The organism is Corynebacterium sp. Z-1, from assembly GCF_031844665.1.
Lineage (GTDB): Bacteria > Actinomycetota > Actinomycetes > Mycobacteriales > Mycobacteriaceae > Corynebacterium > Corynebacterium sanguinis.
Map to the genome: position 1 here is coordinate 1,176,784 of NZ_CP134621.1, position 24,559 is coordinate 1,201,342.

Below are 24,559 nucleotides of genomic sequence, written 5' to 3' on the forward strand. Positions count from 1 at the left end.
AAAGGTTTCCTCGAGCGTAGTGGGGTAAGCGCCCCAGAGAGGAATCGAACCTCCGACACCGGCTTTAGGAGAGCCGTGCTCTATCCACTGAGCTACTAGGGCAATGGCATTAGGTTACCGCACGCTCAATCTCACCCCTAAATCAACAACCAGGGGTGCAAGATAGACTTGCCAGCCTCGTTACGTGCAAGTTAAACTTGCCTCATGTCAGCCGAATCCAAGATCAAGAGAAACCGTCAACTTCTACTCCTCGCGTTCATTGCCGTTGTCGTCCTCGCCTTCATCGGAATCTTCGTCAGCGTCGCCATTCCGCTCGCCGTGGTCTACTTCGCAGTGGTGATCTTGCTTTTCTATGCCATCTTCAAATGGCTCGATGACCTCATCAAACGGCGTAGCTTCCGCGCCGAGCCGTGGCGCCCGGCCGACGAGCAGTAACCGGCATGCAGGACAATGACGCCCGCCTCGCCGTCGACATCACCGAGCTCGCCACGCGTATCGACGCCCCCACCACCGACGTCCCCGACTCCCTGAAAGACGCCGACCGGTTCGCCCGGATCGCTCGCGTCGCCACCGAGCTGGAGGCGCAGGCATTGCTGGCCGCCCACAACGACGGTGTGTCGTGGTCGCGTATCGGCAAGCATCTCGGGGTTTCACGCCAGGCCGTGCAGCAAAGGGTAGACCCGAACTACCGCGCCGCGCCTGAGCTGCCAGCCACATCCAGAATGCTTGGCCCGGTGGACCGCAACGACGAGGTGGAACAACTCAACGCCGCCGGCCTCCAGGGGTGGAAGCCCGTGAAATCCGAGCAGGGCCGCCACATCATGGTCAAGACCGATGCGAAGTGGGAGATTCAGCGCGTATCTATCGCCAGGCTTACCGCCATGCCCTCTGCCGAGGACGGTTGGGAGGCCGCAACCACGCGGTTCCCGGACTGCTTCTACGCCCGAAAAATTTAGGCGGTGAGCTCGCGGTACTTCTGCGCCACGATTTCCACGGGAGGGTTCGTGGCATGCGTGCCGTCAGAAAAGCGCACCGTGGGCACGATCCTGTTGCCGTTGTTGACGGAGGCGACCCAGTCAGACAGCTCGGCGTTCTTCGGGTCATCGACGTCGACGACGTCGTAGTCGACATCGGTGCGCTTAAGCCCGCCGAGCAGGACACGGCAGTAGGGGCACCAGCTGGTGGCGTAGACGGTTACGGGGGAGGTCATGTCAGATCCTTTCAAAGCGCTGGAAGCGGTAGCGCAGTCCGGTTGAGGAGGTGAGCCAGTCGGTGTCCGACGACATCTTGAAGTCCTCGGTCAGGCGGGGAGCGAAGACGGCGTTGCGGCCGATTGCGGCGGCGAGGTGGGCGTCGATAAGCGTGCGCTCGATGACGTCGACCTCGTCGATGGTGGCCTCGTAAAGCTGCGCGCCGCCGATGATCCAGGCGTCGGTTTCAATGTCGGGCAGGTCGCGGGAGACGAACGCGCCGTTGGACCAGGTGCCGGCCTCGCGCGAGGACACGACGTGGTTGGGGCGCCCCGGCAGTGGTCGCTTCGGCAACGCCTCCCACGTGCGCCGGCCCATGATGATCGGGTGGCCGAAGGTGATCTCCTTGAAATGCTTCAGGTCCTCCGGCAGGTGCCAGGGCATGCCGGCGCCGTCACCGATCACCCCGTCGAGGCATTGCGCCCAGATTGCGCCGAGCACTAGACCGAAACCTTCGCGGTGATCGCCGGGTGCGGGTCGTACCCAGAAACGGCGATGTCGGCAAAGGAGTACTCGAACAGGCTCGGTGCCTTGGTCAGCTCGAGCTGCGGGTACGGCCTCGGCTCGCGCGACAGCTGCTCTTTGACCTGCTCGATGTGGTTGTTGTAGATGTGGCAATCGCCTCCGGTCCAGATCAGCTCGCCGACCTTAAGTCCCGTCTGCTGGGCGAACATGTGGGTCAGCAGCGCGTACGAGGCGATGTTGAACGGCACGCCCAAAAACATGTCGGCGGAGCGCTGGTAGACCTGCATGCTTAAGGTGCCGTCGGCGACGTAGAGCTGAAACAGCAGGTGGCACGGCATGAGCGCCATCTTGTCCAGCTCGGAGACGTTCCACGCCGAGACGAGGTTGCGGCGCGACTCGGGGTCGTCGCGAAGCAGGCGCAGCGACTCGGAGATCTGGTCGATGTGGCGCCCGTCCGGGGTCGGCCACGAGCGCCACTGCACGCCGTAGACGGGGCCGAGCTCGCCGTCCTCATCCGCCCACTCGTTCCAGATGCGGATGTTGTTGTCCTGCAGCCAGGTCACGTTTGACTCGCCGCGCAGGAACCACAGCAGCTCGCCGACAACGCCCTTGAAGTAGACCTTCTTGGTGGTCAGCAGTGGAAACGCACTGGAGAGGTCGTAGCGCAGCTGGCGACCGAAAACGCTAAGCGTCCCGGTGCCCGTTCGGTCGCCCTTAGCCGAGCCGTTGTCCAGGATGTCGCGCAGCAAATTTTCATAGGGGGCGGGCACAGTCATGTGCAGTGACCTTAATGGGTTCGCTACTTGCCAGCAAGGCCATCGAAGGAGCCGTGCTGCTCGAGGTACTCGGCGCAGGCTTTGAGGATGTCCTCGGCCAGCTCAGGGCGGCAGATTAGCAGGTCGGGGATGTAGGTGTCGGCGTTGTTGTAGCGCAGCTCGGAGCCGTCGAGACGCGAGGCGTGCAACCCCGCGGCAATCGACACCCCGACGGGTGCGGCCTGGTCCCATTCGTACTGGCCGCCGGCGTGGATGTAGGCGTCGTAGTCACCCAGCAGCACGTGCATCGCCTTCGCCCCGGCGGAACCGACCCCGACGGTTTCGAAGCCGAGCTTGTCGGCGACGAACTGCGCCACCTCCGGCGGGCGGTTGCGCGACAGCGCGATGCGGCGCGACAGGGGTCCCGAGACGTGGCGCACGTCGGAGGACTTGAACACCACACCGAGGTCGGGGAGGCCGACGGCCGCGTGGGTGGGCACGCCGTTTTCCACCAGCGCGACGTGGACGGCCCAGTCCTGGCGGCCGGTGGCGAACTCCTTGGTGCCGTCGAGCGGGTCGACGATCCAGACGCGCTCCTTGTTCAGGCGCTTCGAGTTGTCGGCGGCCTCCTCGGAGAGGAAGCCGTCGTCAGGCCGGTGCTGGGCGAGCACGCGGGCGATCCAGTTCTGGGCGAGGTCGTCGCCCGCCTCGCCGAGTTCGCGGCCGCGGAGCAGCCCGACGCCGCGGATCCCCTTGAGGATCTCGCCCGTACCCTGGGCGATGAGGTTGGTCAGACGCGAGTCGGAGTGCTGGGAGTCCGGTACAGTCATGGCCCAAACATTACCCGGTTAAAGTGTTGCGCATGACTGCAAGCGTTTTGGACCGTTTCCACCCCCAGGTGGCAACGTGGTTTTCCGAGGTGTTTGCAGACCCGACCGCGGTCCAGGAGGGGGCGTGGCGCACGATCTCCGCAGGCGAGAACGCGCTGGTTGTCGCGCCGACCGGCTCCGGTAAGACGCTCGCCGCGTTTTTGTGGTCGCTTAACTCGCTGGTGGAGCGCGCGGGCCAGCAGGCGCTGCCGATCGACGGTTCGGCCCGCTCCACCCACGGCGGGGTGAAGGTGCTCTACATCTCCCCGCTCAAGGCCCTGGGCGTGGACGTGGAGAACAACCTGCGCGCCCCTCTCGGCGGCATTGCGCGCGTGGCGCAGCGCATGGGCTTGGACACCCCGGATATTTCGGTGGGCGTGCGCTCGGGTGATACCCCGCAGGCGGAGCGCAACCGGCAGGTGCGCAAGCCGCCGGACATCCTGATCACCACGCCCGAGTCGCTCTACCTCATGCTCACGTCGAAGGCCGCCGGGATCCTCACATCGGTCGACACGGTCATTGTCGACGAGATCCACGCGCTGGCGGGCACGAAGCGCGGCGTGCATCTGGCGCTCTCGCTCGAGCGTTTACGCCGCATCACGGGACCGTTCCAGCGCATCGGGCTTTCCGCCACGGTGCGCCCGTTGGAGGAGGTGGCGAACTTCCTCGGCCCGAAGACCACGATTGTCAACCCGCCGGCGGAGAAGAAGTGGTCGCTTGGCGTGCACGTTCCCGTCGAGGACTTGAGTGATCTGCCCGTGCCGGAGGAGGCGTCGACGATCGGCGAGGCCGTGGTGGATGACTTGCTGGACCCGGCGCCGGTGGGGGCGTCGAAAAGCATCTGGCCCCACATCGAGCGCGCGGTGTACGACAAGGTGATGGCGCACCGCTCGACGATCGTCTTCGTCAACTCGCGGCGCACCGCCGAGCGCCTGACCAGCCAGCTCAACGAGCTGTGGGCGGTCGAGCACGACCCTGACGCCTTGAGCCCCGCTTTACGACGCCCGCCCGCGCAGCTGATGAAATCCGTCGACACCGCGGGCCACGCGCCGACGCTGATCGCGCGAGCCCACCACGGCTCGGTGTCGAAGGAGGAGCGCCTGACCACCGAGACGATGCTGAAAGAGGGCACGCTCAAGGCCGTGATCTCGACGTCTTCGCTCGAGCTCGGTATCGACATGGGCGCGGTTGACCTGGTGATTCAGGTGGAGTCGCCGCCGTCGGTGGCTTCCGGCCTGCAGCGCGTCGGCCGGGCCGGGCACTCCGTCGGCGAAATCTCCGTCGGCGCGTTCTACCCGAAGCACCGCTCCGACCTCGTGCAAACGGCGGTGACGGTGCCGCGGATGCGCGCCGGGCTGATCGAGGAGCTGCGCACCCCGCTGTCGCCGCTCGACGTGCTGACGCAGCAGACCATCGCCGCAGTGGCGGTGGAAGACTTAGACGTCGATGAGTGGTTTGATACCGTGCGCGCCGCCTGGCCGTACCGCAACCTGTCGCGCGACGTGTTCGACGCGGTGATCGACCTGGTCGTCGGTGTCTATCCCTCGACCGACTTCGCGGAGCTCAAACCCCGCGCGATCCTCGACGGCGCGGTGCTCAAAGCCCGCCCCGGGGCGCAGCGCGTGGCGGTGACCAACGCCGGCACGATCCCGGACCGCGGCATGTTCGGAGTCTTCCTCGTCGGAAGCGAAGGCGCACCCCGGCGCGTCGGCGAGCTCGATGAGGAGATGGTCTACGAGTCCCGCGTCGGCGACGTGTTCACTTTGGGGGCTTCGAGCTGGCGCATCGAGAACATCACCCGCGACCAGGTGCAGGTCAGCCCCGCGCCCGGCCACACGGGGCGCCTGCCCTTCTGGACGGGTGACAGCCTCGGCAGGCCGTACGAGCTGGGCAAGGCGTTGGGGGAGTTTCGTCGTCAAGCGCGCTCGGGCCCCCTCGACGCCTCGCTCGATGAGTTCGCACGCCGCAATCTCATTGCCTACCTCGACGAGCAGGAGGAGGCCACGGGGATCATCCCCGACGACACCACGTTGGTGCTCGAGCGTTTTACCGACGAGCTGGGCGACTGGCGCGTGGTTTTGCACACCCCGTTTGGCAAGGGGGTTAACGCCGCGTGGGCGCTGGCCGCGGGTTGGCGCATCTCCCAGGAAACGGGCATGGACGCCCAGGCGGTCGCCGGCGACGACGGTATCGTGCTGCGCCTGCCGCAGGGTGAGAAAGAGCCGGACTCCTCCCTGTTTTCCTTCGATGCCGACGAGATCGCGGACATTGTCACCGAGCAGGTGGGCAACTCCGCCCTGTTCGCCTCGCGTTTCCGGGAATGCGCGGCGCGCGCGTTGCTCCTGCCGCGGCGCAACCCCGGCAAGCGCGCGCCCTTGTGGCAGCAGCGCCAGCGCGCAGAGCAGCTTCTCGATGTCGCTCGCAACTACCCGTCGTTTCCCATCATCTTAGAAACGGTGCGCGAGTGTCTGCAGGACGTCTACGACCTGCCTGCCCTGCGCGAGGTGATGCAGCACCTGCAGACGCGGCGCATTCGCGTCGCCGAGGTCACCACCGAGCAGCCGAGCCCGTTCGCCTCCTCGCTGCTGTTCAACTACACCGGCGCCTTCATGTACGAGGGTGACACCCCGCTGGCGGAGAAGCGCGCGGCCGCGCTCTCACTCGACCCGTCGCTGCTTGCGAAGCTGCTGGGCACCGTCGAGCTGCGCGAGCTTCTCGACGCCGACATCATCGCCGAGGTGGATGCCTCGCTGCGCCGGGTGGGCAAGGCGCAGACCTCTGAGCAGTTCGCCGACACCCTGCGCATCGTCGGCCCGGTCGCGATCGACGAGCTCTCGGAATACTCATCGGTCCCGCTGGCCTCCCTCGAGTCCTCGCTCGGCGCGCGCGTGATGCGGGTGCGCATCGGCGGTCGCAGCCACATCGCCCAGGTTCTCGACGCGCCGCTGTTGCGCGACGGCCTCGGCGTGCCGGTCCCGCCCGGGGTGGCGGCGCAGGTCGCCACGATTAACGACGCCTTAGCGCAGCTGGTCAGCAGGTGGGTGCGCACCCGCGGGCCGTTCGTGCTGCGCGAGCTTGCCGACGCCTTCGGCCTCGCGGTCGGTGCGGCCTACTCCGCGCTGGCGCCGCTGGTGGACGCGGGCAAGGTGATCGAGGGCCGCTACCGCCAGGGCGTGTCCGAGCAGGAGTACGTGGCGGTGGAGGTGCTGCGCATCATCCGTTCGCGCTCCCTGGCCGCGGCGCGCGCGCAGACCCGGCCCGTGTCCCAGTCCGCGTTTGGGCGCTTCTTGCCGAGCTGGTCGCACGTCGCGCCGGCGGGCCAGGTCGCGGCGCTGCGCGGCGCCGACGGGGTGTACACGGTATTGGAGCAACTCGCCGGGGTGCGGCTGCCCGCCTCTGCGTGGGAGTCGCACGTGCTGCCGTCGCGCGTGGGCGACTACAACCCGGTGATGCTCGACGAGCTGACCGCCTCCGGGGAGATCTCCATCGTCGGCGCGGGGAAGGCGGGCGCGCGCGACCCGTGGCTGATGCTGCTGCCCGCCGACTACGCCGGCCAGCTCATGCCGGATTCCGTCGAGCCGACGCTGTCGCTAACCCAGGCCCAGGTGCTGGAGAAAGTGCGCGGCGGGGGAGGGTTCCTGTTTACGGACCTGTTGCAGGGCACGACCGTCGAGGAGCTGCGCGAATCGATCTGGGACCTCGTGGAGGCAGGGTTCGTCGCCCCCGATTCTTTCGTCCCGATCCGGGCGCGCCTGTCCGGCGGGAAGACGGCTCACCGCGCCAAGCGGCGGCCGTCGCGCTCACGGGTGCGCACGGGCCGCACTTCCTTTGCCACGGTGACCCCACCGGACATGGTGGGCCGCTGGGCCGCCACTCCGAGCGTCGATACGGATGCGACCCGCCGCTCGGTGGCGTTCGGCGAGGCGTGGCTTGACCGCTACGGCGTGGTCACGCGCGGCAGCGTCGTCGCCGAGGACGTGCTGGGCGGCTTCGCGCTGGCGTACAAGGTGCTCTCCGGTTTCGAGGAGTCCGGCAAGGCGATGCGCGGATACCTCATCGAGGGCCTCGGCGCGTCGCAGTTCTCTACACCCGCGACGATTGACCGCCTGCGCGGGCACCAGGATTCCGACGACGTGGTGGGCTGGCCCTCGGGCACGCGCGAGCCACTGATGTACGTGCTCGCCGCCACTGACCCGGCTAACCCGTACGGTGCCGCGCTGCCGTGGCCCGCCCAGGGCCCGACGCGTTCCGCCGGCGCCATGGTTGTGCTTATCGACGGCCTCCTCGCCGCGCACATCACCCGCGGCGGCAAGACCATGACGACGTTCTTCGACCATTTCCCCGAGGGGATCGACGACCCCATGCCGCTGGTGATCTCGGCCCTGTCGCAGGCCGTTGCTGCGGGGCGGATGAAGCCGCTCAACGTGGAAAAGCTCAACGGCGAGCCCGCGTTTTCGCTGCGCGACTTCGGCGCGGCCGTCACGCACAAGGGAGCGAAGATTGGCGGGTCCACCTCCACCCCGCCCAAGCGCCGCGGCCGGACGGTGGCCGAGGCGATGGGCGAGCTGAGTTTCGACGACTAGCCGTACTCCTCGTACGGTGGCTCCGGCGGAATCCAGGACAGATCTTCTGGCTCGGGGTGGAACTCGAACACGAGACCGTACTCCTGCTCCAGCTCGCGGATGGCGTTGACGCACGCGTCGTAGTCGCCGTCGACATCGTAGGCGTCGCACAGCGTGTGGCACTGCGCATTGAACCTCGCCACCCGGGAGCGTGCCGCGTGGCTCGAAGCCGGGGTTGACCTCCACCGCGGACTGGAAGGGTTAATCTGCCCCGCCAGGATTCCGTTCGATTCGCTGGTCAGCCAGGTGCGGTTGGCAAAGATCCACAGGGTGTCACCGGTGTCGGGGTCGGGGATGTAGAAGGCCCGTCGATCGGTTTTCACGTTGTGGTGATGCTGGCATAAACAGAACAAATTTTCGGGGGTAGTTTTTCCTCCTCCGTTGAAGGGGATGCGGTGGTCTAACTGGCACTTGTCGGCGGGCGTGTGGCACCCGGGGAAAATGCGTGTGCCGTCCCTGGCGCGCACGTAGTCGGCCATCTCGGCCGTGGGGGAGTACCTGTCGACGCTTTCGGCGCGCACGTCGTCAAGGTTGGTCGTCGTTGGTGGGAAAAATTCGAGCAGATCCTCTAGAACCGCCGTGGCGTCGGCGTCGGTCCAGCCGAACCCGGGCAGGTAGGCCGAGCTGCCCGGTACGCGTGCGCCGTCGCGACCCGGGGTGAAAATGTGCAGCACGGGTGCGGGGGCTGGGTTGAGTGATCCGGTGAGTAGCTCGATGATGCTGTCGGCAAGGCCGAGCTTATGTTCCTTAGCCGTGGCGCGGATGAAGCTCCCGACAGCGGCCATGGTTGCGGTGTCGGCGGTGAGGGTCAGCGCACTGCGCTCGCCGGAGCCGGTGGAGACCGGGTGGAAGGTCGCGTTGGGCGCGGTCGATTCCTCCCGTTTCTTGCGCCGCTTCGGGTCGAAGTTCACCGAGGTGTCGATCTCTGCAATGAGTCGGCGCAGCCGGCGGGTGATGCTCCACAGGCTCGGCAGCGTCGTGCCTGCGCGCGTGAACATTGACACCAGGGCGTCGTCGAAAAGCGCGAAGGTTTCAGGCGCGGTGTCTGCGGGCAGCACGCGCAAGGTTTTGTCGATGGCGGCGAGGCGGGGGACGTCGAGAAGCTTGAGCGTGGCGTGCAGCGCGCGCAGCCGCGGCAGGTCGCGCAGGCGGCTGTAGCCGAAGATGCCGGACTCGACGAACGTTTTGCCGCGGCGTGTCAGTGCCATCAGCTCGGCGATTTCGATGTCGAGGTCGCGGTCTATGCTGTTGGCATGATCCTCGCTGTACTCGGAAAACACCAGGTACTCACCCTCGATGATGAGCTGTGGGCCTGCTGCTCGGTGGTTGTCGGGCGTTGTCGTTTCCATTGTCCCCCCTCCGTTTACCCACGATAATATAGAACAAATGTTCGACTGTCAACCGTTGAGAGAAAGATTTTTTAAAAAGTGCCCGAAGGCGATTCCGTCTACCAGTTGTCCAAGCGCCTGCAGCTCATGGCAGGGCGCGAGGTCACCCACACCAGCCTGCGCGTACCGCGGTTTGCCACCGTCGACTTCACGGGCCTGACCTGCGACCGCGTCTGGCCGCTGGGCAAGCACCTGTTCATGCAGTTCGGGCCCGAAACCCTGCACACGCACCTGAAAATGGAGGGCACGTGGTCCATCCACCGCGCGGGCACGCGCTGGCGCAAGCCCGGCCACACCGCGCGCGTGGTACTGCGCCTCGCCGACGTCAAAGGTGATATCGAGATCGTCGGCCACGAGCTTGGGCTTGTCGACGTCTTCCCGACGCGCGAATACCCCACGCGCATGAGCTACCTCGGCCCCGACATGCTGGCCGAGGACTTTGACCACGACGAGGTGGTCAGGCGCATCCTCCGCACACCCGAGATGGAGATCGGCCGGGCGCTGCTAGACCAGAAAAACGCCGCCGGCATCGGCAACGAGTACCGCGCGGAGATCTGCTTCCTCGCGGGCACGCACCCGGCGAGGAAGGTGCGTGAGGTGGACGTCGATAAGCATGTGCGGCTCGCGCGCAGGCTCATGTGGGCAAATAAAGACTCCCCAGTCCGGGTGACCACGGGGGTCAAACGGGCCGGGGAGACAAGCTACGTGTTCGGGCGCAACAACAAGCCCTGCCGCAGGTGCACCACGCTCATCCGCAAAGGGTTCCTCGGCGGCGCGGGCGACTTAGAGCGCGTTATTTGGTGGTGTCCGCGGTGCCAGCCTGCCGCTCCTTCATGGCACGGCGGATGAGGAAGCCCAGGAAGACAAGGATAAGCAGGATGAGGATGACGTAGATCACATTCGAATAGGTATCCACGTATCCGCCCACGATGTGCCAGTTGTCGCCGAGCACGAAGCCGAGGTAGATCAGGATCGCGTTCCAGATCGCGGAGCCCAGCGTCGTCCACAGGCCGAAGGTGACAAGGTTCATCCGGTCGAGGCCGGCGGGGATCGAAATCAGCGAGCGCACGCCCGGAATCAGGCGCCCGAAGAACACCGACACCTTGCCGTACTTGTCAAACCACGCGAGGGCGTTATCCACGTCGGAGGCCTTGACCAGCCACATCCAGTCCGCGATCGCGCGCAGGCGCTTCGCGCCCAGCCACGCGCCGAGGCCGTAGAGCAGATACGCGCCGGCCACCGAGCCGATCAGCGACCACACGAACACCGACACAAAGTTCAACGAACCCTGCGCCACGGTGAAGCCCGCCAAAGGCAAAACCACCTCGGAGGGGATGGGCGGGAACAGGTTCTCCGCCAGAATTGCCAGACCGACGCCCGGAGCGCCGATCACCTCCATCAAGTTGACGAGCCAGTCAATAATCGCTTGCATGCCGGACATTGTGCCTTACTCGACTGAGGTCGACCAAGTATGCACGGGCGCGCCTGCCTCCTGGTTAGCCAGGTATTGCCTGAGAACCCGCGCCAAAGCTTCACGACGCTGCCGCGTATCCGGCCGCGAGCCAGCCCCCGCCTCCGTCAGCGCGGCGAGCTGCCACGTCGCCCCGTTCTGGCGGTTGTCCACCCGGCCATGGATGATGCCGAGGTAGTCCTCGATGCAGTCCGGGGCGACGCCGAGGGCTTCGAGGCCTAGGCGGGCGTCGTCAAGCAAATGAGAGCCGACGAGCTCCACGACGTCAATGGTGCCCAGGGTGGGCCATTCCAGGCGCGCGGTTAACCCATCGCGCGCGCCGGAGATGAAGTTCGCCTCCGCGGTGGCGAAGCTCATCCGCGACCACACCGGGCGCGTCTGCTCGCCGAGGAACTTCACCAGCCCGTAGTAGAACGCGGCGTCGGCAATGATGTCCTTGACCGTCGGGCCCGCAGGCAGGAGGCGGTTTTCCACGCGGATGTGCGACAGCTCCCCGTTGGGATCGTAAATCGGGCGGTTCCAGCGCCACACCGTGCCGTTTTGCAGGTTCAGGTAGTGCAGCCCCGGGTTCTCGCCGCTCATCACGGGCTTGCCGGCCTCGACGCGGCCCTCCGGCAGCAGCGGCGAAAAGTAGCGCACGTTCTCCTCGAACAGGTCGAACACGGAGGTGATCCAGCGCTCGCCGAACCACACGCGCGGGCGCACGCCCTGGTTAATCAGCTCCTGGGTACGCGTATCAATCGCCTGCTGGAACACGGGGACGCGCGACTCGTGCCACAGCCTGCGGCCCATGAACAGCGGCGAGTTCGCCCCAATCGCCGCCTGCACACCCGCGATCGCCTGCGAGGCGTTCCACGCGTCCGCGAAGCGGTTCGGCGAAACCTGCAGGTGCAGCTGCATCGACGTGCACGTCGATTCGGTGGAGATGTCCTCGAAATCGTGCCGGTAGGACTCCATCCGGGCAACATCGATGTGGAGCAGCTCACCGCGCGACTCCATGATCGAGTGGTTCAAGCCGCGGTAGCGGTGCTCGTCGGTGATCCAGCCCGGGTCCTCCAGAAATTCCGTAGTCATCGTCGGCAGGGTGCCGATCATCGCTACACGCGTGCCCGCCTTACCCGCCGCGGCGTGCACCGCGCCGAGGCGCTGGCGCAGGTGGGACTCCAGCGCGCGCAGCCCGTCGCCGTCGATGGACTGCGGGGGCAGGTTCAGCTCCACGTTGTACGAGCCGATCTCCGACTGGTACTCGTCGCCCAAGTTAGCCAGAACCTTGTGGTTCAGCGGCGCTGGATCCATCGCGTCGTCGACCAGGTTCAGCTCGAGCTCGAGACCAATCGTGCCCTGGCTGACAAAATCCGCCTGCTGCAGGTGGCGGTCAAAAACTTCGAGCTCGTCGACAAGCCGCGCGCGGTAGACCGTGCGCTGTCTCGGCGTGTAGCGGTCGGTTGAGATTGAGTCGCCCATTTACTTCGCGTTTCGGTACCAGGAGATCAGGGAATCGGTCGAGGAGTCGCCCGTGTCCGGTTCGACCTCGCCCGACACTGCCGCGGCCAGGTCGTTGGCCTGCTGCTTGCCCAGCTCGACGCCCCACTGGTCGAAGGCGTTGATGTCCCAGATCACGGACTCGGTGAACGTGATGTGCTCGTACAGCGCAATCAGTGCACCCAGCGTGTGCGGGGTCAGCTCCTTGGCCACAATCGTGGTGGTCGGGCGGTTGCCCGGCATCACCTTGTGAGGCGCAAGCTGCTTATCGACGCCCTCCGCAACAATCTCGGACTCCGTCTTACCGAACGCCAGGACCTTCGTCTGGGCGAAGAAGTTGCCCATCAACAGGTCGTGCATCGAGCCCGACCCGTCCACGGCCGGCAGGTCCTGCTTCGGGGTGGCGAAGCCGATGAAGTCCGCCGGGATCAGCGTCGTGCCCTGGTGGATGAGCTGGTAGAAGGCGTGCTGGCCGTTGGTGCCCGGTTCGCCCCAGAAGATCTCGCCGGTGTCGTAGCCCACTGCCTCGCCGCCACGGGTGACGGACTTGCCGTTAGACTCCATCGTCAGCTGCTGCAGGTAGGCGGGGAAGCGCGCCAAGTCCTCGGAGTAGGGCAGAACCGCGTGGGTCTGTGCCCCGTGGAAGTTGCGGTACCACACGTTGAGCAGGCCCATCAGCGCCGGGATGTTCTCGCGCAGCGGTGCAGTGCGGAAGTGCTCGTCGACAGCGCGGAAGCCCTCGAGGAAGCGCATGAAGTCGAGCGGGCCGATGACGGCCATGAGCGACAGGCCAATGGCGGAGTCGACGGAGTAGCGCCCGCCCACCCAATCCCAGAACGGGAACATGTTGGCGGTGTCGATGCCGAACTCTGCGACCTTTTCCGCGTTCGTGGACACCGCGACGAAGTGCTTCGCAATGACGGAGTCGTCTCCGTCGAAATGGTCGAGCACCCAGCGCTTCGCGGCGTGCGCGTTGGAAAGGGTCTCCTGGGTGGTAAACGTCTTCGAGGCCACGATAAACAGCGTCTCTTCCGGGTTGCAGCGCTCCAGCACGCTGACCAAGTCGGCGGGATCGACGTTGGAGACGAACTCGGCGCTAATGCCCGCGGTGGCGTAGGCCCGCAGCGCCTTGGTGGCCATCGCGGGGCCCAGGTCGGAGCCGCCGATGCCGATGTTGACCACCTTCTTGATGGTGTGGCCGGTCGCGCCCTGCCACGCCCCGGAGCGCAGGGCCGAGGCGAAGTCGCGCATCCGCCCGAGCACCTCGTGGACGTCGGCGGCGGCGTCCTGGCCGTCGACACGCAGGTCCTGATCCACCGGCAGGCGCAGCGCGGTGTGCAGCACGGCGCGGTCCTCGGTGTTGTTGATGTGCACGCCCGTGAACATGTCTTCGATGCGTGTGGTCAGGGAGGCTTCGTCGGCAAGCGAAAGCAGGGCCTCGAGGATGTCGTTGTCGATCAGGTTCTTGGACAGGTCGACGTGCAGGCCAGCCGCGTCGAAGGTGTACGTGTCGGCCCGGTTGGCCTCGGCCGCGAACAGCTCGCGAAGCGAAAGGTTTTTCTCGGCATGCAGCTTCTCAAGGCGCGTCCAGGCGGCAGTGGAGGTAATCGAAGTCATGGCCTCTACGCTAGTCAAAAACGCGCGCGCGAGAAGGCATAATGGAGCGCATGAGTATCGTGAAAATCAACGCAATTTCCGTGCCCGCCTCAGGCGGGGAAGAACTCGAGCGTCGCTTCGCCGCGCGCAAGCACGCGATCGATTCGCAGCCCGGGTTCGAGGGTTTCCAGCTGCTGCGCCCGGTCAAGGGCGAGGACCGCTACTTCGTGGTCACGCGCTGGGCGGACCAGGAATCCTACGACGCATGGTGGGCCGGCGAAGGCCGCGGCGCCCACGCGGGCGGCGGCAAGCCGGTGGCAACCGGGGCGCAGCTGCTCGAGTTCGAGGTCGTGCTCGATTCGCTCGAGGACTAACTAGCCCAGCTTGCCGCGGCCGAGGCGCAGCAGGATACCCGCCAGCGCGGGGCCTTCCTCGCCGATCTCGTCGCGGAACTGGTTGATAATCGCGACCTCGCGGGTGTGCACGAGGCGCGTGCCGCCCGAGCCCATCCGGGTCTTGCCGATCGCCCGAGACACCTCGGAGCGCCGCTTCACCGCGTCGAGGATGACGCGGTCGAGCCGGTCGATCTCTTTGCGGTAGGCCTGGATCTCGGCGTCGGATAGCGGATCATCGGTCCCAGACGGCGTGCGGATGTCGAAGTCGCTCATGTGTGCCCATTATGCCACCTAGGGGGCTATGTCCCAACGTGATTGTAGGGTTAGGGGCATCATGAACACAGATCTGGTTTTGGGACTCAACCCGCAGCAAGAAGCCGCCGTGAAGCACAGCGGCGGCCCGCTGCTGATCATCGCTGGCGCCGGCTCTGGAAAGACGGCGGTACTGACCCGCAGGATTGCCTACCTGCTGCAGGAACGCGGGGTCGCGCCGTGGCAGATCCTCGCCATTACGTTTACCAACAAGGCCGCCGCCGAGATGAAGGAGCGCGTGGCCAACCTGGTGGGCCCCGAGGCGCAGCGCATGTGGGTGGCCACCTTCCACTCGGTGTGCGTGCGCATCCTGCGCCAGCAGGCGCAACTCGTCGAGGGGCTCAACACCAACTTCACCATCTACGACTCGGACGACTCGCGCCGGCTTCTGTCCATGATCGCGAAGGACCACAACCTCGATCTCAAGAAGTTCTCGGCGCGGACGTTGGCCAACGCGATCTCGAACCATAAAAACGAGCTCGTCGGCCCAGCGGAGGCCAGCGAGCGCGCGGAACGCACCCGCAACCCCTTCGACCTGACCGTCGCGCGCGTGTACGCGGACTACCAGCGCCGGCTGCGCCAGGCCAACGCGCTCGACTTCGACGACCTTATCGGGGAAGTGGTGCGCATCTTCAAGGAGCACCCCCATGTCACCGAGTACTACCGGCGTCGCTTCCGCCACGTGTTAGTCGACGAGTATCAGGACACTAACCACGCTCAGTACGAGCTCATCCACACCCTCGTCGGCAGCGGCGAGGACGCCCCGGAGCTCGCGGTCGTGGGTGATTCTGACCAGTCGATCTACGCGTTTCGCGGCGCGACGATCCGCAACATCGAGGAGTTCGAGCGCGATTACCCGAACGCCACCACGGTGATGCTGGAGCAGAACTACCGCTCCACCCAGAACATCCTCGGCGCGGCGAACGCCGTGATTGCCCAGAACCAGGGCCGGCGCCCGAAGAACCTGTGGACCTCGCACGGGGCGGGGGAGAAGATCACCGGCTACGTCGCGGACAACGAGCACGACGAGGCCCGCTTCATCGCCAGCGAAATCGACCACCTTGCCGACCAGGGCTGCCGCTACAGCGACATCGCGGTGATGTACCGCACCAACAACGCCTCGCGCGCGCTGGAGGACATCTTCATCCGCTCCGGCATCCCCTACAAGGTCGTCGGCGGCACGCGCTTTTACGAGCGCCGCGAGATCCGCGACATCGTCGCCTACATGAAGGTCCTCGACAACTCGGACGACACGGTCAGCCTGCGGCGCATCGTCAACGTGCCCAAGCGCGCGATCGGCGACAAGGCGCAGGCGATGGTGGCGCTGCACGCGCAGAACAACGGGATCAGCTTTGGCCAGGCGCTTATCGACGCCTCCACCGGCAACGTCGACATGCTCGCGGCGCGCTCACAGAACGCGATCGCGGGCTTCGTCTCGCTTCTCGACAAGCTGCGCACCGACATGGCCGAGATGACCAACGAGGTCACCGGCATGCCGGACCTGGGGGTGCTGGTCACGCGCATCCTGGAGGCCACCGGCTACCGCGCGGAGCTGGAGGCCTCCAACGATCCGCAGGACGGCGCGCGCTTGGACAACCTCAACGAGCTCGTCTCCGTGGCCCGCGAGTTCTCCTCGGAGGCCGCCAACCAAGTGGCGTACATGAGCCAGGAGGAGCTCGACAGCGTGGTAGAGGAGGGTGAGCCGATGCCCGGGTCGCTGCAGGCGTTTTTGGAGCGGGTCTCGCTCGTCGCCGACGCGGACCAGCTCCCCGACAGTGACCAGGGGGTAGTCACGCTAATGACCCTGCACACGGCGAAGGGCCTGGAATTTCCGTACGTGTTCGTCACCGGCTGGGAGGACGGGCAGTTCCCGCACCTGCGCGCGCTCGGGGACCCGGAGGAGCTGGCGGAGGAGCGTCGTCTAGCGTACGTCGGCATTACGCGCGCTCGGACCAGGCTGTATCTGACCCGCGCCGTGCTGCGGTCCTCGTGGGGATCCCCGGTGACCAACCCCGCCAGCCGCTTCCTCGCTGAGGTCCCTGAGGACCTCATCGACTGGCGCAGGGTGGAACCGGAGCGCAGCGTCACGTCAGACGCCTGGGGCACTCCTCGCCGACGCCCCGCGCCCACGAAGACGCGAGTGAACAAGAACCTCCAGCTCGCCCCAGGCGACCGGGTCAACCACGCGAAGTACGGCCTCGGCACAGTCGAATCCGTTGAGGGATCCGGCGTGCGAGAGACAGTCGTGATCGATTTCGGGTCTTCCGGCACGGTTAGGTTGATGCTCATCGGCGGCGTGCCGATGGAAAAGCTCTAGCCGGTAATTAGATGCGGATGCCCTGCTTGTTGAGCCAGACCTGCGGATCGACGGGTGTGACACCGTCCGGCCTGATCTCGAAGTGGAGGTGAGGCCCAGTGGAGCGGCCTTCGTTGCCGATTTGCGCGATCTGCTCCCCGGCGGAGACGCGCTGGCCTACCGAGACGCTGTAGTTGCGCATGTGGCCGTAGACCGAGACCTCGCCACCATCGTGCTTGATGACTACCCAGTTACCGAAGCCCTGGGCCGGGCCGGCGTTGATGACGGTGCCGTCCATTACCGCATAGATGGGCGAGCCGGAGTCGTTGGCGATGTCGATGCCCTGGTGGATGCGTCCCCCGCGGGGGCCGAAACCGGAACTCAGGCGGCCTGTCGCGGGAGTGACCACGGTGCGGCCATCAGAGGTCGCGCCCGTCTGGTAGACCACGGTGTCGGAGCCTTCGGGCGGGACGATCTGGATCGTTTCGGCGGGAAGGTTCAGGCGCTGCTCCTCGGCTCGGGGGTCAAACACAATGGAGTGGTCGCCCGCGGTGAACGTGGCACCGTTGGTGTAAATCTTGCCCACGGCTAAGGCGAGAGCGTTCGCGATCTCGATATCGCTGCTCGCGGGCACGCCGTCGAGATTGACGGTGATAGCGGAGGCGGGGACGGCGGCGGCCGACAGCGTCAGGGTCGCCGCAAGCGCGGCGAGAAGGGGGCGTTTCATGTGTTCCGGATACCTCTGGAGTCGGGGAGCGTCGAACAGGGTTAGAACTTATCGGGCTGCGGGGGCCCGGGCAATGCCACTACGTACAGTTTTGTCGAAACTGTGTTCCCGTGCCTAAAGAACCGCCTGCGTACAGCGGTGAAACGGAAGTGAAAATTGTTGCTAAAGTGATTTAGGGGCCGGGGGTGGCGTTCACTACCCCCGAAAGCATGCGCGCGCATGAAAAAACCCGCCCACAGGGGGCGGGTTAGCGGGAACTTTTACACCGTGATGCCAAGCGCGGCGAGCCACGGCACGGGATCAACAGCGTCGGCACCGTTCGGGTGCACCTCGAAGTGCAGGTGGGTTCCGGTGGAGAAGCCACGGTTGCCCATGCCCGCGATTTTCTGGCCGGCCTTCACGCGCTCGCCGACGGCGACATCGAGGGTCTCCATGTGGCCGTAAACGGTGATGGTGCCGTCGTCGTGAAGCAGGCGAATCCACTGGCCGTAACCCTGAGCTGGGCCGGAGTCGAGCACGGTGCCGTCGAGCACGGCGAGGATCGGCGTGTTGGTCACGTTCGCGATATCGATGCCAGCGTGGAACGCGCCCCAACGCGGGCCGAAGCCGGAGGTGAAAGCGCCCTCAGCAGGCTTAACGGATGACGGTGCGCGCAGCAGCTCATCAGCCTTGGCGGCGAGCTCAGAGTGCTGCACAGCCTTGTTGAGCTGATCCGAGAGGTTCTCCACCGGCTTGTACTCAGCGATCGCGAGGATTTGGGGAGCGGCGTCAGCGGAAGAAAGCTGCGTATCGACGGCATCGGCGTCGGCTGCGAGCTCAAAGTCAACGGTGGGCTCGGAGGCCTTGTCGGACTGGAGAGCTGCAGCAGCTGCGCCGGACACGCCGGCGGTGGACACGGCACCCGTTGCGACGGCGACGAGAGCGACGCGCCCCTTATTGGGGGACTGCTTACGATGCTTGCCGCCCGTGCGCGCCTTCGTGGAATTGTACATCTAGTCCTCTCTAAATTGTCCGCTTGGATCCGTACCGTGAAGGTATCGTAACCTTCTCGTTATCTACGAAGGGATACTGTAACGGTTCGGTCAAGACAAGGCAAGCCACTCGCCGGTTTTCTTTTAACCGTTACTCAGGCGAAAGCGTTACACCGGTTCCAAACCGCGCCTTAACGGGTGTTCCTTACCCGGCACTGTTTACTTCGGTGGGACAATAGCGGCAATGAGTACGAAGTCGAGCCCGCAATCAGCCCCGAACGCGACGCGGCGCCGGCGCCGCCGGCCTGAGCGCCGCCCCGCGCCCGCGCCGCGCCCAGCTGCCGCCGAGAAAGCACCTGAAACGTGGGGGCAACGACTCCGCCTGTACCTGCCCACCGCCGCCGCCCCGAGCGGCTTCATCGCGCTCGCGGTCGTCGTTCTCAGCCTCGCGGTGGTGCTCCTGTCGGGCTCTCCGCTGGCGTACCTGCCGGCGTCGATAGGCGAAATGTGGCTTGTCGGCCACGGCGCCCCCGCCCGCTTCGACGGCGTCACGCTGGGGCTCACCCCGGCGCTGGTGCCGCTCGCGATCGCGGCGCTTGTCGCGCAGCGCGTGCGCGCGGCAACCACAAAGCGCGTGAGCATCCTCGACCTCGGCGCGATCGCCGCGCTGGGCCTCGGCATCCCGTTTACGCTGACCTGCATCGCGCTGCTCATGGTCGGCGACGCCTCGAACGTGTACCCCGTTGAGCTTCCGAACATCGCCGCCGCGCTCGCCGTGCCGCTCCTGGTCCACGCGCTCGGCATCGTCGCGGGCATCAGCCCCGTGGTCTGGCGTGCGCTCGCGCGGCGCGTGGGCGTACCCGAGTTCGTTGTCGACGCGGCATTCACCGCCTCAACCATCGTGCTGCGTCTTGTGCTCGCCGCGGCGGTCGTGTTCATCGCCTTGCTTATCGCGGGCAGCGGCCGCATCGCGCAGCTTCTTGACTCCTACCCCACGCTGCCGGGCACCGGCACCGCCACCCTGATTCTGTTGAGCATTCTGTACCTACCCAACGCAGCCGTGGCCACCTTAAGCGCCCTGCTGGGCGGGAGCGTCGAGTACGCCGCGGCCTCGGCCTCACTGTTTAGCGTGGACCCGGTTGCTTTGCCCGCGTTCCCGCTCTTCGCCGCCATCCCCGGCGCCGCCGCTGTGTGGGCTCCCGTGTTGATGCTGATCCCCGCCGCGGTGCTCGCCCAGTTCTTCGCTACCCGCTCGCTGGCGATGAAGAATGTCGCAGTCGTCGCGGCCTGGGTTGGGGTGCTGCTGCTGATCACCATCCCGTACGTCGGGGGAAGTGCCGGGGCCTACGGCTACATCGGCGCCCACCCGCTCGCGCTGCCGCTTCTAGGCATGGCGTGGGTGGTCGCCGTGGGAGGGATCGTCTGGCTCGTCGGGCGCCTGCGCCGCCCAGCACAGCCGGAGCCCGAACCGGAGACCGAACCCGAACCGGAGCCGGAGCCGGAACCGGAGCCGGAACCAGAGCCGGAACCAGAGCCAGCACCCGAACCGGAGACCGAAGCAGTGGAAGAGCCGTCGACAAGCGGTGGCAGCACGAAATGGGTGCCTCCCACGGACGATGTCGAGTCCGAGGACTAAGCTGGTCGGCGTGACTGAACCATCCCAAAAATCGGTAGCCGTGCTCGTCTCGGGGTCAGGGACGCTGCTTCAGTCCATCCTCGATAACCAGGACGATTCCTACCGCGTGAGCCTGGTCGTCGCCGATACCGATTGCCCGGCGATCGAGCGCGCGGCGGCCGCCGGGGTGCGCACGGAAATCGTTGAACTTGGCCAGGATCGCGCGCAGTGGAATCGGGCGCTGCGCGATGCTGTGAGCCAAGGCGAGCCCGACATCGTCGTCTCCGCGGGGTTCATGCGCATCGTCGGTCAAGAGTTCCTTGAGCGCTTCGAGGGCCGCCTTATTAATACCCACCCCGCTCTATTGCCGTCCTTCCCGGGCGCGCACGCGGTGCGCGACGCGCTGGCGTACGGCGTCAAGGTCACCGGCACGACTGTCCACTACATCGACGCCGGCGTGGATACGGGCGAGATCATCGCCCAAAAGGCCGTCGAGGTCCGCGACGGCGAGACCGAGGCCGAACTGCACGAAAGAATCAAGGTTCAGGAGCGCGCGCTCATCGTCGACGTGCTGCGCCGCGCCCACATAGATAACGAAAACGACGGAAAGGTCAGCGTCTCATGGCACAGAACCACATCCAGATCAAGCGTGCGCTAGTCAGCGTCTACGACAAGACCGGCTTGGACGAGCTGGCCCGCGCGCTCGGTGAGGCCGGGGTAGAGATCGTCTCCACGGGGTCTACCGCCAAGCGCATCGCCGACGCCGGCGTCGCGGTCACCGAGGTCGCGGACCTCACCGGTTTTCCCGAGGTGCTGGGCGGGCGCGTGAAAACGCTGCACCCGCGCGTCCACGCGGGCATCCTCGCGGACTTGCGTGACGACGACCACGCGCGTCAGCTCACCGAGCTCGGCATCGAGCCCTTCCAGCTCGTGGTGGTTAACCTTTACCCCTTCGAGGAGACGGTCGCCTCGGGGGCGTCCTTTGACGAGTGCGTCGAGCAGATCGACATCGGCGGGCCGTCGATGGTGCGCGCCGCTGCGAAGAACCACCCCTCGGTGGCCATCGTCACCGACCCGGAGCGCTACGCCGACGTCATCGACGCCGTGCGCGGCCCCGGCTTCTCCCTGGAGCAGCGCCGCGGGCTCGCACTCGAGGCCTTCTCGCACACCGCCGACTACGACGCGGCCGTCTCCGACTGGTTCGCCGAGCAGCTCGACGGCGAGGGCGAGGGGGGCCTACGCTACGGCGAAAACCCGCACCAAGCGGCGAGCCTGATCAACGAGGGCTGGGGGCTTGCCGACGCCACCCAGCACGGTGGTAAGGAAATGAGCTACAACAACTACCAGGACGCCGACGCCGCGTGGCGCGCCGCCTGGGACCACGACCGCCCGTGCGTGGCAATCATCAAGCACGCCAACCCCTGTGGCATCGCGGTGTCCGACGAGTCGATCGCTGAAGCCCACCGGCTCGCCCACGCCTGCGACCCCGTCTCCGCGTACGGCGGCGTGATCGCCGTCAACCGTGAGGTCACCGTCGAGCTCGCCGAGTCCATCAAACCGATCTTCACCGAGGTCGTCGTCGCACCCTCCTACGAAGAGGCGGCCCTGGAGCTGCTCAAGGAGAAGAAGAACCTGCGCATCCTTGAGGTCGATCCGGAGTTCCGCGGCGAGGAGGTCAGGCAGATCTCCGGAGGCTTCCTCGTCCAAGAGCGCGACACGTTCCAAGCCGAGGGCGATAACCCCGACAACTGGCAGCTCGTGGCGGGCGAACCCGCCACCGCTGAGGTGCTCGCGGACCTCGAGTTCGCGTGGCGCTCGATCCGTTGCGTGAAGTCCAACGCGATCCTCATCGCCTCCGGCGGCGCATCAGTGGGCGTCGGAATGGGCCAGGTCAACCGCGTCGATTCCGCCAAGCTCGCGGTCGAGCGCGCCAACACGCTTGACGACGGCGTCAACCGCACCACCGGCGCGGTCGCCGCATCAGACGCGTTCTTCCCCTTCGCCGACGGCTTCGAGGTGCTCGCGGACGCCGGTGTCACCGCGGTGGTGCAGCCCGGTGGCTCCATCCGCGACGAAGAGGTCATCGTCGCGGCGAAGGAAGCCGGAGTGACGATGTACCTCACCGGCACCCGCCACTTCGCGCACTAGTCGGCTTGCAGCAAATACACGTTGTTTGCTCACTTCGCACTCAGGTAATGGTAACGTTGCTCCATTATCCGAGCTGGCAGGGAGAACGCCGATGACCTACTACAATGCCCCTGAGGATCGGAGCTGGAGTTACCCCGCGACTGTGCCGCCGAATCGAGGCGGGAATGGGGCACCCATTGCAGTAGGGGTAGTCATCGCGTTTCTCCTACTTGTGCTTGTTGGGATGCTCGCGTTTTTTGTTGGGAGGGGGCAGATGGGCTCCGAGGCGGGCTCGAGCCAGGTAGCAACAGTCGTCGAGACTCAAACTCTCCAACCCGCGTCCAATGGTGGCTCAAACCCGGGTGCCGCTGCTCCCGCGTCCCCGAAGTCAAGCTGTAGCTACTCGACTTACTGGAGTGCAACCTCTGTGACAAGTGAGGGGTTCGCGGCCAACGTTTATCTCGCAATCCTCGATGCCTGCAACAATGCGGGTGGTCCGAACGTCACGGTGGAGGCTTATAGCCCGACCACTGGGCGCACGTACGCGATGAGCTGCTCTGGCACTACAGTCGTGACGTGCCGCGGTGGCGATAACGCCGTTGTCAAGATTTCGTGAGCAAGCGATTCTTCAACGTCGCAGTAGCAGCTACAGCTCTTGCGGTTTTGAGCGGATGTAGTGCCGGGACCCTCGGTATTTCCGACATCGCTCCTACCTCCTCCCGCGATGCAAAGGCGACCGTGACTATCACTACCTTCGTAGTACCTCCTCCCGGCGAGGCATCGCCAACTACCGTCACCCCTGACCTGCGCACGCAGTTTCAAAGCGTCGCTGATTCGGTTGCGATGTACTACGGGGGGACGGTCGGTATCGCTGTGGCAGGCGGGGGCCAAGTTGTCAGCGCTGGAGATGACGCTGCCTACCCCGCCTGGTCGACGATCAAGGTTCCCATAAGCGTCGCGGCGTACCGCAGTGACCCACAGCTTGCGCGCGAGTATGCGCCGCCTGCAATCCAGGCGTCGGATAACGCGGCTGCCGAGCAGATGTGGATCAACCTCGATCCCGAGCAGGTTAATCAGGTCCTAGCCGAAGCGACAGTGGGCGTTGCCGTAAATACAGAGAAGGTTCGCCCTGAATTCTCCACGTACGGGCAGACGCTGCTTTCCACGAGCCAGGAAGCGGTTATCGCGTCCCACCTTGCGTGCTTAGCGGAAGCCGAGCCCGTGATAGCGCTGATGGGCCAGGTCAATAGTGAGCAAGCCTACGGTCTGGGACGGTTGCCCGGTGCAGCGCTCAAAGTTGGCTGGGGCCCAGACACCAGTGGCGGTTACCAGGTGCGTCAGCTCGCACGTGTTACAAGGAGTGATGGGGCCACCAGCGCAATCGCGTTGACGGTCATCCCTGCGGCAGGGGACTACGGAACTGCGCAGGCGATGGCGGATGAAGTGGCAAACGGGCTTTCGCTGCTTTTGGATTCCCTTCCAGAGGCAGACTGCTGATACTCGCGCACTAGCGCGCGGTATCAACAGGCTCGTCGAGCACCCTGGCTACCAAGTCCAGGGTGCGCATGCCGCGATTCGCTGGCAGGTCGGCGTGAAGGACGTCGAGGACGGCGTCTGCGATCATCACCGACGGCGCGGGCAGGGCGTCGTCGACAAGCGGGTAAGGCGCCTTGCCGGTGTTGTCGCGCAGCTCGATCGCGGCGAGGGTCATCTGGAAAGGCATCTCGATACGCGGGTCGTCGTCGCCGACGATTTCGGCTGCAAGGTCGCGGAAGACGTCCTCGAGCGAGCGGCGCGCATCGTGGTAGTCGTTGAACTCCTCCGAGTTCGCCACGGGCAGCTGGTACAGCCGGCCGATGTTCCAGTTCGATGACAGCAAAATGCGCGTCTCAGCGGCCACCAGTGCCCACAGCTTTAGGGCGGGGGACTCGTCCATCTCCGCGAGGTCCTGGGCGAGATCCAGCGCCGGCTGGATGGTGCCCATCAGCAGGGTCAGGAAGATTTCCGTCTTCGATGGGAAGTGGTAGTACAGCGACGCCTGGCGGATACCGACGGCATCCGCGATCTGGTGGGTCGATGTCGTAGCGAAACCCTGGACCGTGAACAGCTCGGAAGAAGCGTCAAGAATCTCGTCGCGGGCGGTCTTTCCTCTGCGACGTGGACGATTCTTGCGGGGGCGACCCACGGATCCTGACATATAACCAATTCTAACCGTAGC

Annotated in this window: 22 protein-coding genes and 1 tRNA gene; 10 read left to right on the forward strand and 13 right to left on the reverse strand. The window is 65.7% G+C overall.

Features of this window, described 5'->3' with window-relative positions; translation table 11 throughout:
- Positions 1 to 29: 29 nt before the first annotated feature.
- Positions 30 to 102 (reverse strand) — tRNA-Arg (locus RIU96_RS05755).
- 102 nt (positions 103 to 204) lie between these two features.
- Here RIU96_RS05755 and RIU96_RS05760 point away from each other — a divergent pair.
- Positions 205 to 435 carry a hypothetical protein gene (locus RIU96_RS05760; protein ID WP_259809826.1) on the forward strand — a complete coding sequence of 77 codons (231 nt, stop codon included), beginning with the start codon at positions 205 to 207 and terminating at the stop codon, positions 433 to 435.
- A gap of 5 nt (positions 436 to 440) precedes the next feature.
- Positions 441 to 956, forward strand: a complete 516-nt coding sequence (locus tag RIU96_RS05765; RefSeq protein WP_259809822.1) for a hypothetical protein — start codon at positions 441 to 443, stop codon at positions 954 to 956.
- Here RIU96_RS05765 and RIU96_RS05770 read toward each other — a convergent pair.
- The 4 genes from RIU96_RS05770 to RIU96_RS05785 are packed head-to-tail and all read right to left on the reverse strand — an operon-like array spanning position 953 to position 3,300.
- Positions 953 to 1,210 (reverse strand): mycoredoxin, encoded by a 258-nt coding sequence (locus tag RIU96_RS05770; RefSeq protein ID WP_259809821.1) that lies wholly within the window; start codon positions 1,208 to 1,210, stop codon positions 953 to 955. The two genes, RIU96_RS05765 and RIU96_RS05770, sit on opposite strands and share 4 nt — an antisense overlap.
- A gap of 1 nt (position 1,211) precedes the next feature.
- Positions 1,212 to 1,691 (reverse strand): dihydrofolate reductase, encoded by a 480-nt coding sequence (locus tag RIU96_RS05775; RefSeq protein WP_259809816.1) that lies wholly within the window; start codon positions 1,689 to 1,691, stop codon positions 1,212 to 1,214.
- Entirely contained in the window at positions 1,691 to 2,491 is an 801-nt protein-coding gene (locus tag RIU96_RS05780) for a thymidylate synthase (RefSeq protein ID WP_259789676.1), read from the reverse strand. The genes RIU96_RS05775 and RIU96_RS05780 overlap by 1 nt, the downstream gene beginning before the upstream one ends.
- A 23-nt stretch (positions 2,492 to 2,514) precedes the next feature.
- Positions 2,515 to 3,300, reverse strand: a complete 786-nt coding sequence (locus tag RIU96_RS05785) for a 3'(2'),5'-bisphosphate nucleotidase CysQ (RefSeq protein WP_311205174.1) — start codon at positions 3,298 to 3,300, stop codon at positions 2,515 to 2,517.
- A 32-nt stretch (positions 3,301 to 3,332) separates the two neighbouring features.
- On the opposite strand from RIU96_RS05785, the gene RIU96_RS05790 reads away from it, so the two are divergent.
- On the forward strand, positions 3,333 to 7,922 hold the full coding sequence (locus RIU96_RS05790; RefSeq protein WP_311205175.1) for an Lhr family ATP-dependent helicase: 4,590 nt from the start codon (positions 3,333 to 3,335) through the stop codon (positions 7,920 to 7,922).
- Here RIU96_RS05790 and RIU96_RS05795 read toward each other — a convergent pair.
- Positions 7,919 to 9,310, reverse strand: a complete 1,392-nt coding sequence (locus RIU96_RS05795; RefSeq protein ID WP_259787878.1) for an HNH endonuclease signature motif containing protein — start codon at positions 9,308 to 9,310, stop codon at positions 7,919 to 7,921. The genes RIU96_RS05790 and RIU96_RS05795 overlap by 4 nt on opposite strands.
- Before the next feature lie 78 nt (positions 9,311 to 9,388).
- On the opposite strand from RIU96_RS05795, the gene RIU96_RS05800 reads away from it, so the two are divergent.
- Positions 9,389 to 10,198, forward strand: a complete 810-nt coding sequence (locus RIU96_RS05800) for a DNA-formamidopyrimidine glycosylase family protein (RefSeq protein WP_259787877.1) — start codon at positions 9,389 to 9,391, stop codon at positions 10,196 to 10,198.
- Here RIU96_RS05800 and RIU96_RS05805 read toward each other — a convergent pair.
- Genes RIU96_RS05805 through pgi form a run of 3 tightly spaced genes read right to left on the reverse strand, consistent with a single transcriptional unit; the run spans position 10,143 to position 13,919 of the window.
- The gene (locus RIU96_RS05805) at positions 10,143 to 10,781 is read right to left on the reverse strand and encodes a DedA family protein (RefSeq protein ID WP_259789682.1); all 639 of its coding nucleotides are present in this window, start codon (positions 10,779 to 10,781) and stop codon (positions 10,143 to 10,145) included. The genes RIU96_RS05800 and RIU96_RS05805 overlap by 56 nt on opposite strands.
- 15 nt (positions 10,782 to 10,796) lie before the next feature.
- Positions 10,797 to 12,284, reverse strand: coding sequence for a glutamate-cysteine ligase family protein (locus RIU96_RS05810; protein ID WP_144823157.1), 1,488 nt, complete (start codon positions 12,282 to 12,284; stop codon positions 10,797 to 10,799).
- The gene (gene pgi / locus RIU96_RS05815) at positions 12,285 to 13,919 is read right to left on the reverse strand and encodes a glucose-6-phosphate isomerase (protein ID WP_136649135.1); all 1,635 of its coding nucleotides are present in this window, start codon (positions 13,917 to 13,919) and stop codon (positions 12,285 to 12,287) included.
- A 50-nt stretch (positions 13,920 to 13,969) separates the two neighbouring features.
- Here pgi and RIU96_RS05820 point away from each other — a divergent pair, with 50 nt between their 5' ends.
- A complete protein-coding gene (locus RIU96_RS05820; protein WP_136649134.1) occupies positions 13,970 to 14,272 on the forward strand; it encodes an antibiotic biosynthesis monooxygenase family protein in 303 nt (100 codons plus the stop codon).
- Here the strand turns inward: RIU96_RS05820 and RIU96_RS05825 are convergent, their stop codons facing one another.
- Complete coding sequence (locus RIU96_RS05825) at positions 14,273 to 14,566, reverse strand: chorismate mutase (protein ID WP_136649133.1); 294 nt, start codon at positions 14,564 to 14,566, stop codon at positions 14,273 to 14,275.
- Positions 14,567 to 14,627: 61 nt separating this feature from the next.
- Between RIU96_RS05825 and pcrA the strand changes: the two genes are divergently transcribed.
- Positions 14,628 to 16,922 carry a DNA helicase PcrA gene (pcrA, locus tag RIU96_RS05830; RefSeq protein WP_136649132.1) on the forward strand — a complete coding sequence of 765 codons (2,295 nt, stop codon included), beginning with the start codon at positions 14,628 to 14,630 and terminating at the stop codon, positions 16,920 to 16,922.
- 7 nt (positions 16,923 to 16,929) lie between these two features.
- Here pcrA and RIU96_RS05835 read toward each other — a convergent pair whose 3' ends face one another.
- Both RIU96_RS05835 and RIU96_RS05840 read right to left on the reverse strand, forming a co-directional pair.
- Positions 16,930 to 17,628, reverse strand: a complete 699-nt coding sequence (locus RIU96_RS05835; protein WP_136649131.1) for a M23 family metallopeptidase — start codon at positions 17,626 to 17,628, stop codon at positions 16,930 to 16,932.
- Between the two features lie 260 nt (positions 17,629 to 17,888).
- Complete coding sequence (locus tag RIU96_RS05840) at positions 17,889 to 18,620, reverse strand: M23 family metallopeptidase (RefSeq protein WP_136649130.1); 732 nt, start codon at positions 18,618 to 18,620, stop codon at positions 17,889 to 17,891.
- A 223-nt stretch (positions 18,621 to 18,843) separates the two neighbouring features.
- On the opposite strand from RIU96_RS05840, the gene RIU96_RS05845 reads away from it, so the two are divergent.
- The 4 genes from RIU96_RS05845 (at position 18,844) to RIU96_RS05860 (ending at position 23,838) form a co-directional block, all read left to right on the forward strand.
- A complete protein-coding gene (locus tag RIU96_RS05845) occupies positions 18,844 to 20,235 on the forward strand; it encodes a cell division protein PerM (protein ID WP_181729839.1) in 1,392 nt (463 codons plus the stop codon).
- Positions 20,216 to 20,872, forward strand: coding sequence for a phosphoribosylglycinamide formyltransferase (purN, locus tag RIU96_RS05850; RefSeq protein ID WP_311205176.1), 657 nt, complete (start codon positions 20,216 to 20,218; stop codon positions 20,870 to 20,872). The genes RIU96_RS05845 and purN overlap by 20 nt, the downstream gene beginning before the upstream one ends.
- The gene (purH, locus tag RIU96_RS05855) at positions 20,836 to 22,362 is read left to right on the forward strand and encodes a bifunctional phosphoribosylaminoimidazolecarboxamide formyltransferase/IMP cyclohydrolase (RefSeq protein ID WP_136649128.1); all 1,527 of its coding nucleotides are present in this window, start codon (positions 20,836 to 20,838) and stop codon (positions 22,360 to 22,362) included. The genes purN and purH overlap by 37 nt, the downstream gene beginning before the upstream one ends.
- Before the next feature lie 717 nt (positions 22,363 to 23,079).
- The gene (locus RIU96_RS05860; RefSeq protein ID WP_259823857.1) at positions 23,080 to 23,838 is read left to right on the forward strand and encodes a serine hydrolase; all 759 of its coding nucleotides are present in this window, start codon (positions 23,080 to 23,082) and stop codon (positions 23,836 to 23,838) included.
- Between the two features lie 10 nt (positions 23,839 to 23,848).
- Here the strand turns inward: RIU96_RS05860 and RIU96_RS05865 are convergent, their stop codons facing one another.
- Positions 23,849 to 24,538 carry a TetR/AcrR family transcriptional regulator gene (locus tag RIU96_RS05865; RefSeq protein ID WP_311205177.1) on the reverse strand — a complete coding sequence of 230 codons (690 nt, stop codon included), beginning with the start codon at positions 24,536 to 24,538 and terminating at the stop codon, positions 23,849 to 23,851.
- Positions 24,539 to 24,559 lie beyond the last annotated feature (21 nt).